This window comes from Lapillicoccus sp., assembly GCF_025353065.1.
Classification (GTDB): domain Bacteria; phylum Actinomycetota; class Actinomycetes; order Actinomycetales; family Dermatophilaceae; genus Lapillicoccus.
In genome coordinates, this window is the sequence record NZ_JANXRJ010000180.1 from 1 (window position 1) to 10,287 (window position 10,287).

Below are 10,287 nucleotides of genomic sequence, written 5' to 3' on the forward strand. Positions count from 1 at the left end.
GCGCTGGGAACGCGTTCAGAACGGGGCACGTGACGAGGTCTGCACGCCCGACTTGGAAGAACGCCGCCCGCCGGCTCAGATGTCGCGGAAGACCTCGATCGTCGCGCCGAGGGCGTTGAGCCGGTCGGCGAGGTCCTCGTATCCGCGGTTGATGACGTAGACGTTGCGCAGCACGGAGGTGCCGGGTGCCGCGAGCATGGCGAGGAGGACGACGACCGCGGGGCGGAGCGCCGGCGGACACATCACCTCGGCCGCGCGCCAGCGGGTCGGCCCCTCGATGAGGACGCGGTGCGGGTCGAGGAGCTGGACCTTGGCCCCGACCTTGGTGAGCTCGGTGAGATAGATCGCGCGATTCTCGTAGACCCAGTCGTGCAGCATCGTCGTGCCCTCCGCCATCGCGCCGATCAGGGCGAAGAAGGGAAGGTTGTCGATGTTGAGGCCCGGGAACGGCAACGGGTGGATCTTGTCGATGGGCGCGGTGAGCGGTCCGGGGATCGTCGTGATGTCGACGAGGCGGGTGTGCCCGTTGGCGGAGACGTATTCCGGCGTCAGGTCGTAGCGCATCCCCATCCCCTCGAGGATCGCCAGCTCGATCTCCATGAACTCGATCGGCACGCGCCGGATGGTGATCGTCGAGCCGGTGACGACGGCCGCGGCCACCAGGCTCATCGCCTCGATCGGGTCCTCCGAGGGGAAGTACTCGACGTCCTTGTCGATGACGCCCACGCCGTGGACGGTCAGCGTCGTCGTGCCGATGCCCTCGATCCGGACGCCGAGGATCTCGAGGAAGAAGCAGAGGTCCTGGACCATGTAGTTGGGGCTCGCGTTGCGGATGATGGTCTGGCCCTCGTTGCGGGCCGCCGCGAGCAGGACGTTCTCCGTCACCGTGTCGCCGCGCTCGGTCAGCACGATCGCCCGCTGCGGGTGGCGTGAGTGGTCGGTCGTGGCCTCGTAGAACCCGTGGGTGGCGACGACGTCGAGGCCGAAGTGCCGCAGCGCGGCCATGTGCGGCTCGACGGTGCGGGTGCCGAGGTCGCAGCCACCGGCATACGGGAGCTGGAAGGAGTCGTGGTCGTGCAGCAGCGGGCCGAGGAACATGATGACGGTCCGGGTGCGGCGGGCCGCCTCGATGTCGATCGCGTCGAGGTCGAGCCGCGCCGGCGGGGTGATCTCGAGGTCGTTGCTGCCGGGGAGCCACTGGGTGCGGACCCCGATCGAGTTGAGCACCTCGATGATCCGGTTGACCTCCTCGATGCGGGCGAGGCTGCGCAGGGTCGTCCGTCCACGGTTGAGCAGGGAGGCACAGAGCAGGGCGACGGCGGCGTTCTTGGAGGTCTTGACGTCGATCGTGCCGTGCAGCTTGGTGCCGCCGACGATGCGCAGGTGCTGGGGGCCGGAGCGCCCGAGGGAGACGAACTCCGAGTCGAGGCTCTCGCCGATGCGGGCGAGGGTCTCCAGGGTGAGATTCTGTTGCCCCTGTTCGATCCGGGCGACGGCGCTCTGGCTCGTCTGCAGCGCCTTGGCGAGCTCTTCCTGGGTCATGCCCTTGTGGCGACGGGCATCCCGGATGAGGGAGCCGATCCGCATCAGGTAGGTGTCGGTGATCGTGGCGGTCATGCCCGTCACGTTATCTCATATATGAGATAACACTGTGCAGGCTTGCGCAGGCCTACGCGGGCTTCTTGATGACGGTGGGGACGCAGACGAGGTTCTTCGGGTCCCCCGTGAAGAACCGGTCCGCGCTGACCGTCACCGACTTCCCGGTGGCGAGCTCGGTGGTCATCTCCTTGGACCCCGCCACGTGACCGTCCTGCTTGCGCACCAGCGACGCCTTGATCGTGTAGTCCTGAGTCACCGGGTCACGGTTGGTCACGGTGGCGGTGAAGGACCACGCGTTGTGGGCGTCGGCCTTGCAGACGATCGCGGACAGGTGGGTGATCGCCGGCGGCGGCAGGCCGGCCGGCCGGGTGGTCGCGCCCGCGGTGGGGGACCGGTCGGACACCGCGGTGCACCCGGTGAGGACGAGGCAGGCGACGAGCCCGGGCCCCACCAGCAGGCCCCTCACGGCAGGCACCATGGTCGCGCGGCTCACGCTTGCGATGCTCCTTCGCCGGGGAAACTGGCCAACGAAATTCTTGCCCATCCGACTGGGAGATCTCCGAACGTCGTGGCCGTGCCTCAGCGGGGTGCACGGAGCATCGGGCCGGTGCCTACCGGGTCGGGACGCTGGCCACCCCCACCGGCAGGAACCGTTGTCCGGTCACCCGCTCGGCGACGCCGGTCCGGTCCAGCAGGGGCGTGATGCCCCCGTTCCAGAACTGGAAGCCCGCGCCGGTGATCATCGCGAGGTCGAGGTCCATCGGCGCCTGCACGACGCCCTCGTCGAGCATCCGGCGTGCCTCGTCGGCGATGACCGACAGGACCCGCTCCCGGACCTGGTCGGGGGTGAGGACGACCGGCTCGGCGGCGACCGGGAGCAGCGCCCGCACCTCCTCGTCGACCGTCGGACGGCCCTCGGGGAAGGTGTAGAACGCCGCCTTGCCGGCCTGCACGACGGCGCGCAGCCCGGGCGAGACATAGAACCGGTCAGGGTATGCCGCGGCCAGGGTCTCGTTGTTGTGCAGGGCGATCGCCGGCCCCACCAGCCCCAGGAGGACGAACGGCGGCATCGGCGCGAGACCGCCGAACGCCGAGTCGGCCACCTCGATCGGGGTGCCCTCGTCGACGACCTTCGCCACCTCGCCCATCCACCGCCCGAGGAGGCGGTTGACGATGAAGGAGGGGGAGTCCTTGACCAGGATGCACGTCTTGCGCAGCGTCCTGCCGGTGGCGAACGCCGTGGCGAGGGTGGCCTCGTCGGTGGCGGCGCCACGGACGATCTCGACGAGCGGCATGACGGAGACGGGGTTGAAGAAGTGGAACCCGACGACCCGCTCCGGGTGCGCGAGGTCGGCGGCCATCTCGGTGATCGACAGCGAGCTGGTGTTGGTCGCGAGCACGCAGGTGGCGGACACGACCGCCTCGACCTGGGCGAGGACGGTCTTCTTGACCGACATCTCCTCGAAGACGGCCTCGATGACGAAGTCGGCGTCGGCGAAGCCGTCCTTCGTGGTCGAGCCGGTGACCAGCGCCTTGAGCCGGTTCAACCCGTCGGGGGACAGCCGGCCCTTGCCCGCGAGCTTGTCGAGCTCGGCGTGCACCCAGCCCACGCCCTTGTCGACCCGGGCCTGGTCGAGGTCGGTCAGCAGCACCGGCACCCCGAGACGCTGGGCGAACAGGAGCGCGAGCTGGCTGGCCATCAGGCCGGCGCCGACCACGCCGACCTTGGTGACGGTCGAGGCGAGCGCCGTGTCCGGTGCACCGGCCGGCCGCTTGGCCCGGCGCTGCACGAGGTCGAAGGCGTAGAGCCCCGCCCGCAGCTCGTCGCCCATGACGAGGTCGGCGAGCGCCTCGTCCTCGGCGGCGAACGCCGCGTCACGCGTCGAGGTCCGGGCCGCGCGGACGAGGTCGAGCGCACGCAGCGGAGCCGGGGACTGGCCGCCGGTCTTGGCGAGCACGACGGACCTGGCCTTCTTCAGGGCCGCCTCCCACACGGCCTCGTCGGTGGGCACCTCGGCCCGGGTGACCGTGGTCGTCCCTGCGACGACCCCGGCCGCCCAGGCGAGCGAGTCCTCGAGGAAGGTGGCCGGCTCGAACATCGCGTCCGCCATGCCGAGCGCGAAGGCCTGCGGGCCCTTGAGCATCCGGTTGGTGCTCAACGGGTTGTCGATGATGACGGTGAGCGCGTTGCCCGGGCCGACGAGGCGGGGCAGCAGGTAGCAGCCGCCCCAGCCGGGGACGAGGCCGAGGAAGGTCTCCGGCAGCGCCACGGCGGGGACACCGGCCGAGATCGTGCGGTAGTCACAGGCCAGCCCGATCTCGACGCCACCGCCCATCGCCGCGCCGTTGACGAACGCGAAGGTCGGCACCGGGAGGTCCATGATGCCCGCGAAGGCGCGGTGGCCGGCGCGGGCGACCTCCAGGGCCTGCTCGCGCGACGTCGCCCCCGCGACGGCCTTGAGGTCCGCGCCGACGGCGAAGACGAACGGCTTGCCCGTGATGCCGACGGCCTGGATCTCACCGGCCTCGGCGCGGACCGCGAGTCGGCGGACCGTCGCCTCGAGTCCGGCGACGGTCGCCGGTCCGAACGTGTTCGGCTTCGTGTGGTCGAAGCCGTTGTCGAGGGTCAGCAGCGCGAGGATGCCGGCCCCGCCGGGCAGGGTGATGTCGCGGACCGGTGTGCGGGTGATCACCTCGTCGGGGAAGGCCGCGGTCGGCTGCACCGGTGCCGGCGGCGCGGTCGTCGTGCTGGTCGTCGTGCTCGTTGCCGTGCTCGTTGCCGTGCTCATGTCAGGCCACCTTCTCGTCGCCGGTTCCGCGCCCGGGGGTCGCGACCTCGCTGGTGTATGCCGCGTGGTGCGGGTTCTCCCAGATCACGGCGCCGCCCATCCCGATCCCGATGCACATCGCGGTCAGGCCGTAGCGCACCTCGGGGTGCTCCTCGAACTGCCGGGCGAGCTGGGTCATCAGGCGCACCCCGGAGGACGCGAGCGGGTGCCCGACGGCGATCGCCCCGCCGTACTCGTTGACCCGCGGGTCGTCGTCGGCGATGCCGAAGTGGTCGAGGAAGGCGAGCACCTGGACGGCGAACGCCTCGTTGAGCTCGAAGAGGCCGATATCGTCGATGGCCAAACCCGCTGTCTTCAGGGCCTTCTCGGTCGCCGGGACCGGTCCGATGCCCATGACCTCGGGCTCGACGCCGACGAAGGAGTAGGACACCAGCCGCATCCGCACCGGGAGGCCGAGCTCGGCGGCCGCCTCCTCGCTCGCGAGGAGGCAGGCGGTGGCGCCGTCGTTGAGCCCGGCGCTGTTGCCCGCGGTGACCCGGCCGTGCGCCCGGAAGGGGGTCTTGAGGGCGGCGAGGTCCTGCAGGGTCGTGCCGGGCCGCGGGGGTTCGTCGACGCTGGCCAGGCCCCACCCGAGCTCCTGATGGCGGGTGGCGACGGCGACGAGCCCGGGCTGGATCCGGCCCGCGGCGTAGGCGGCCTGGAGCTTGTCCTGGGACCGCACGGCATACGCGTCGGCGCGCTCCTTGGTCAGCTCGGGGAAGCGGTCGTGGAGGTTCTCGGCGGTGGAGCCCATGACCAGCGCGGAGGGGTCCACGATGGCCTCCGCGACGATCCGGGGGTTGGGGTCGACGCCCTCACCCATCGGGTGGTGGCCCATGTGCTCGACCCCTCCGGCGATCGCGATGTCGTAGGCGCCGAAGGCGATCGAGGAGGCGGTGTTGGTCACGGCGGTCATCGCGCCGGCGCACATCCGGTCGACGGAGTAGCCCGGCGTCGTCTTCGGCAGGCCGGACAGCAGGGCTGCGGTGCGCCCGAGGGTGAGGCCCTGGTCGCCGATCTGGGTGGTCGCCGCGAGGGCGACCTCCGCGACGCGCTCCTTGGGCAGCTCGGGGTGGCGGCGCAGCAGCTCACGGATGCAGGCGATGACGAGGTCGTCGGCACGGGTCTGGGTGTAGATGCCCTTCTCGCCGGCCCGGCCGAAGGGGGTGCGGACCCCGTCGACGAAGACGACCTCCTTCAGGCTGCGCGGCATGGAAGAGCTCCTCCGGTGGCGGGGCACGTGGTGGTCACGTGAGGGGTGCGCAGGCCGTCGGCCGACGCACACCACCGATGCTACCGGCCGGTAACCATCCGGCGTGCGCCGTCTGCCGTGAGGGACGTCACGCGTGCTCGGCGCACGCCGTCATACGTGCTCGGCGCACGCCGCCGCGATGATCGGCGCGGTGATGTCGACCTGCCACGGCCGGGCCCCGAGGTCGAGAAGGACGAGCCGGATGGCCTCCTCCGACGGGTCGGCGGGCGGGTGCCACAGCACTCGTCGCAGGACATCGGGGGTGAGGACGTTCTCGACGGGCACGTCGTGCTCCGTGGCGAACTCGGCGATCTGCTCGCGGGACTGGGTGAGCCGCGCGGCGGCGACGGGCTCGCGGTCGGCCCACGCACGCTGCGGCGGGGGACCGGTCGCCGGGAGGGTCAACGGGGGGAGGTCGGCCTCGGGGATCGTCATGGCGCGCCGGATCGCCTCGAGCCACGGACGGGGGTTGCGCCGTGCGGACCGCAGCTCGCGGACCCCGTCGAGGTCGGTCGCCTCCACAGGTGCGGCCAGCGCCAGCTGGACGATGACGGCGTCGGGCAGGACCCGCCCCGGCGAGGTGTCGCGCTGCTGGGCGAGCCGGTCCCGGGCGAACCACAGCTCGCGCACGGCGGCGATCGTGCGACGCTTGCGGATCTTGTGCATCCCCGAGGTCCGCCGCCACGGGTCGATGCGTGCGGGGGGTCCGGTGAAGTGGGTCAACGCCTCGAACTCCTGACGCGCCCACTCGCTCTTGCCCTGGGACTCGAGCTCGCCGGCGATGGCGTCGCGCAGCTCGACGAGGACCTCGACGTCGAGCGCGGCATACCGCAGCCACGGCTCGGGCAGCGGACGGGTCGACCAGTCGACCGCCGAGTGCTCCTTGGCCAGGGACAGCCCGAGGTAGTGCTCGACCGCCGCGCCGAGACCGACCCGGGGGAGGCCGACGAGACGGGCGCCGAGCTCGGTGTCGAAGAGGCGGTGCGGCTTCAGTCCGACCTCGGCGAGGCAGGGCAGGTCCTGCGTGGCGGCGTGCAGCACCCACTCGGCGTCGCCGATGCCCTCGGCCACCGGAGTGAGGTCGGGGCAGGCGATCGGATCGATCAGCCAGCTGCCCGAGCCGGCCCGGCGGATCTGGATGAGGTAGGCGCGCTGGCCGTAACGGTGGCCCGAGGCCCGCTCGGCGTCGAGCGCGACGGGGCCGGTGCCGGCCGCGATGGCGCGCCCGGCCTCGACCAGTCGGTGCTCGTCGACGACGACCTCGGGAACACCCTCGGCGGGCATCACGAGCGGGGTGAGCGGGGGTCCTTCGGGCAGTGCGGCGTCCTCGGGGGTGCCCGGTGCGTCATCCCCTCCGGTCGGAGGGGCCCCGTCGGACTCCTCCTCGGGCGACGACGGCAGGGTAGCCGAATCGTTGCTCACGCCAACGACACTACGTGTTCCGCCGTGCAGATGCCTGTCGGGGGGGCCGTGTCACCGCCACTGACCGGACCCATCACCGCCGCTGTCCGGGCAGGGCCACGACTCCCTCGGGCAGCGGCGGAAGGCCGGCGATCGTGCAGAGGAGGTCGGACCAGGCGAGCAGGTGGGCGCCCAGGTCGTCGCCGTGCGGGGTCCATGAGGCGCGGACCTCCATCTCCACGCTGGGCTCGCGGTCGGCCAGGCCGGCGAAGCTCTCCGACACGACCCGGGTCACGGTGCCGGCCTCGGTGCCGTAGTCGACGCCCCTCGACTCGAGGGCGTCGATGAGCCAGGCCCACCCGACGGCGCCGAGCATCGGGTCGTTGGCCACCTCGGGCTCGAGCTCTGCTCGGGCAAAGGTGACCACTCGCCACTCGCCCTCCCAGGGCTGCGGCGAGGACGGGTCGTGCAGCAGGACGAAGCGGCCGGAGGCCAGCTCGTCGTCGTCGGCCGTGCTGCCCACGACGTCGGCGGTGAGGGCCACGGCATACGGGGCGATGCGCTGGGGCGCGGGCACCTCGGTGATCCGCACCTCGGGTCGCAGCCGGACGTCACGCAGGGCCGCCGTCGCCCGCGTGAAGTCGGGGGACTGGTCGCCGGTGAGGGTTCGTCCGCGCACCTCCTGAGACTAAGTCCCGGCGACCTCCTGCGGGGGAGAGCCACGCCGATACGGTGTGCCCGTGTCGGCCGTCCTCGCGCTCATGAGCTCCCTGGTGTGGGGCTCGAGCGACTTCCTCGGCGGTCTGCGCGCGAAGGTGCTGCCCGCGATCGCGGTCGTGGCCTGGTCGCAGGTCTTCGGGCTCGGGGCGATGACCATCGTCGTCCTCGCCGGCCACCCGCCTCGGGGCACCGCCTGGATCCCGTATGCCGTGGCCGCGGGGGTCGCCGGCGCCATCGCCCTGGTGTCCTTCTATGCCGCCCTCGCGACGGGCACCATGGGCGTCGTCGCCCCGATCTCGGCGATGGGGGCCGCTGTGCCGGTGCTCCTCGGGGTGGCGCAGGGGGACCAGCCGGCACCGCTGGTCTGGGCGGGTATGGCGGTGGCCGTGCTGGGCACGGTGCTCGCGAGCGGCCCGGAGCTGCGGCGCGGCGTCCACGTCCGTCCCGTCCTGCTGGCCGTCGTCGCCGCCATCGGGTTCGGGCTCGTCCTCTTCTTCATCGACCGCGGCGCCCGCTCCTCCCTGGTCTCGACCCTCTGGGGGATGCGGCTGACCAGCGCCGCCGCCTTCGCCGTCATCGGCCTGTCGCGGCGCAGCGCCGGGGGCGTCCGGCGGCAGGACGTGCCGTGGCTGGCGGCCATCGGGCTCAGCGACCTGTCGGCGAACGCCCTCTTCGCGGCGGCGTCGGCGCAGGGTCTGGTCAGCGTGACGAGCGTGCTCGGCTCGCTCTATCCCGTCGTGACGATCCTGCTGGCCCGGGTCGTCCTCGGCGAGCGGCTGCGGGTGATCCAGAACATCGGGGTCGTGCTCTCGCTGGCGGGGGTCGTCGCCATCGCTACCGGCTGAGCGTGGCCGGGCGGCATACCGGGGCGTGGGACGATTGGGGCGTGACGTCCGCCGCTCCCGAGACCGCCGTTCCGGCTGCTCCCACGACCCCCGCCTCGACCTCGCGGGACAGCGATCTCGTCCGGGCTGCGCTGCGGCTGCCGGTGCGACGCACCCCGGTGTGGTTCATGCGCCAGGCCGGTCGGTCGCTGCCGGAGTACCGCGCCCTGCGGGCCGACGTGCCGATGCTCGAGTCGTGCCGCCGCCCCGAGCTCGTCACGGAGATCACCCTGCAGCCCGTGCGCCGCCACGGTGTCGACGCCGCCATCTTCTTCAGCGACATCGTCGTGCCGCTCGCGGCGATCGGGGTCGACCTCGACATCGTGCCCGGCACCGGCCCCGTCGTCGCTGATCCGTTCCGCGCCCGGGCCGACCTCGACCGGCTTCCCGAGCTGACGCCCGATCTCGTGCCGGACATCACCCAGTCGGTGCAGCTGCTCGTGGCGGAGCTCGGCGCGACCCCGCTGATCGGGTTCGCGGGGGCACCGTTCACCCTCGCCTCCTACCTCGTCGAGGGTGGACCGAGCCGCAACCACGAGCGCACCAAGGCGCTCATGCACGGCGACCCCCAGCTCTGGCACGACCTCTGCGCACGGCTGGCCGGGATCGCGGGGACGTTCCTGCGCATCCAGGCGCTCGCGGGGGCGAGCGTCGTGCAGCTCTTCGACTCGTGGGCGGGGGCGCTGTCGGTCGCCGACTACGAACGCCACGTCCAGCCGCACTCCGCCGTCGCGCTCGCCGCGGTGGCCGACCTCGACGTGCCGCGCATCCACTTCGGCGTCGGCACCGGTGAGCTGCTGCCGTCGATGGCGGCAGCGGGCACCGAGGTCGTCGGGGTCGACTTCCGGGTCTCGCTGACCGACGCGGTGGCGCGCCTCGGCCCGTCGTATGCCGTGCAGGGCAACCTCGACCCCGCGCTCCTCTTCGCGCCGTGGGACGTCGTCGAGCGTCGGACCCGCGACATCGTCGAGGAGGGCCGCCGGGCGCCCGGGCACGTCTTCAACCTCGGTCACGGGGTGCTCCCGGGGACCGACCCCGGCGTGCTGACCCGGGTCGTCGAGCTCGTGCACGAGGTCTCGACGCGCTGACGTGGGTGGGTGACGTCCGGGTCGTGCAGACCTCGTCAAGTGCCCAGTCCTGCCCGCGGTCCCGAGCGGGGCGCCGGTGCAGACCTCGTCAAGTGCCCAGTTCTGCCCGCGGTCCCTCGTCGGCGCCACCCTTCTCGACGTCGACCTCCTCGGCGTGGCGGGGGTCGGGGTCGGTCTCGGCCGGTGCGACCAGGGGGACGGCCGTGGTCACGGTCGGACGAGAGGCGAGACCCTCGACCGGGGCGCCGCGGCGACGCCACCACACCCGGGCCGGTATGCCGAGCAGCGCCAGGGCCGCGAGGAACGGGAGGACCGCGCCGAGTCCTGTCACGAGGCCGCCGAGGACCGACGTGAAGGCATTCCACCCGCCCCGCAGCCCGTAGAGGAAGCCCGTCTCGGTCGGTGCGGTCGTCACCGGCGCGAGCTTGGTCGCCAGGCTGATGCTCACCGTCGACATCGTCGTCTGCGCGTCGAGCGTCGCCAGGGTGGCCTGCAGCGACTCGAGGTCGGCCTCG

General features: G+C 72.3%; 9 protein-coding genes. 2 read left to right on the top strand and 7 right to left on the bottom strand.

Features of this window, described 5'->3' with window-relative positions; all coding sequences use genetic code 11:
• Positions 1-75: 75 nt before the first annotated feature.
• The 6 genes from Q0R63_RS14135 to Q0R63_RS14160 form a co-directional block, all read right to left on the bottom strand.
• Positions 76-1,605 carry a UDP-N-acetylglucosamine 1-carboxyvinyltransferase gene (locus Q0R63_RS14135; RefSeq protein WP_295698488.1) on the bottom strand — a complete coding sequence of 510 codons (1,530 nt, stop codon included), beginning with the start codon at positions 1,603-1,605 and terminating at the stop codon, positions 76-78.
• A gap of 64 nt (positions 1,606-1,669) precedes the next feature.
• Positions 1,670-2,092, bottom strand: a complete 423-nt coding sequence (locus tag Q0R63_RS14140; RefSeq protein WP_295698464.1) for a hypothetical protein — start codon at positions 2,090-2,092, stop codon at positions 1,670-1,672.
• A gap of 118 nt (positions 2,093-2,210) precedes the next feature.
• Positions 2,211-4,388, bottom strand: a complete 2,178-nt coding sequence (locus Q0R63_RS14145; protein ID WP_295698468.1) for a 3-hydroxyacyl-CoA dehydrogenase NAD-binding domain-containing protein — start codon at positions 4,386-4,388, stop codon at positions 2,211-2,213.
• Between the two features lies 1 nt (position 4,389).
• Positions 4,390-5,640 (bottom strand): thiolase family protein, encoded by a 1,251-nt coding sequence (locus tag Q0R63_RS14150; protein ID WP_295698471.1) that lies wholly within the window; start codon positions 5,638-5,640, stop codon positions 4,390-4,392.
• A gap of 150 nt (positions 5,641-5,790) precedes the next feature.
• Entirely contained in the window at positions 5,791-7,101 is a 1,311-nt protein-coding gene (locus Q0R63_RS14155; protein ID WP_295698475.1) for an HRDC domain-containing protein, read from the bottom strand.
• Positions 7,102-7,174: 73 nt separating this feature from the next.
• The gene (locus Q0R63_RS14160) at positions 7,175-7,759 is read right to left on the bottom strand and encodes a DUF3000 domain-containing protein (RefSeq protein ID WP_295698478.1); all 585 of its coding nucleotides are present in this window, start codon (positions 7,757-7,759) and stop codon (positions 7,175-7,177) included.
• 61 nt (positions 7,760-7,820) lie between these two features.
• Between Q0R63_RS14160 and Q0R63_RS14165 the strand changes: the two genes are divergently transcribed.
• Positions 7,821-8,645, top strand: coding sequence for a DMT family transporter (locus tag Q0R63_RS14165; RefSeq protein ID WP_295698481.1), 825 nt, complete (start codon positions 7,821-7,823; stop codon positions 8,643-8,645).
• Positions 8,646-8,686: 41 nt separating this feature from the next.
• Complete coding sequence (gene hemE, locus Q0R63_RS14170; RefSeq protein ID WP_295698483.1) at positions 8,687-9,772, top strand: uroporphyrinogen decarboxylase; 1,086 nt, start codon at positions 8,687-8,689, stop codon at positions 9,770-9,772.
• An 88-nt stretch (positions 9,773-9,860) separates the two neighbouring features.
• On the opposite strand, the gene Q0R63_RS14175 is transcribed toward hemE, so the two are convergent.
• The coding region (locus Q0R63_RS14175) for a DUF4349 domain-containing protein (RefSeq protein ID WP_295698486.1) at positions 9,861-10,287 on the bottom strand (427 nt) is incomplete at its 5' end.

Bases quoted from the DNA above. Each gene is read 5' to 3' on its own strand.
- Q0R63_RS14145 (WP_295698468.1), bottom strand. From the start codon at position 4,388: ATGAGCACGGCAACGAGCACGGCAACGAGCACGACGACCAGCACGACG.
- Q0R63_RS14150 (WP_295698471.1), bottom strand. From the start codon at position 5,640: ATGCCGCGCAGCCTGAAGGAGGTCGTCTTCGTCGACGGGGTCCGCACC.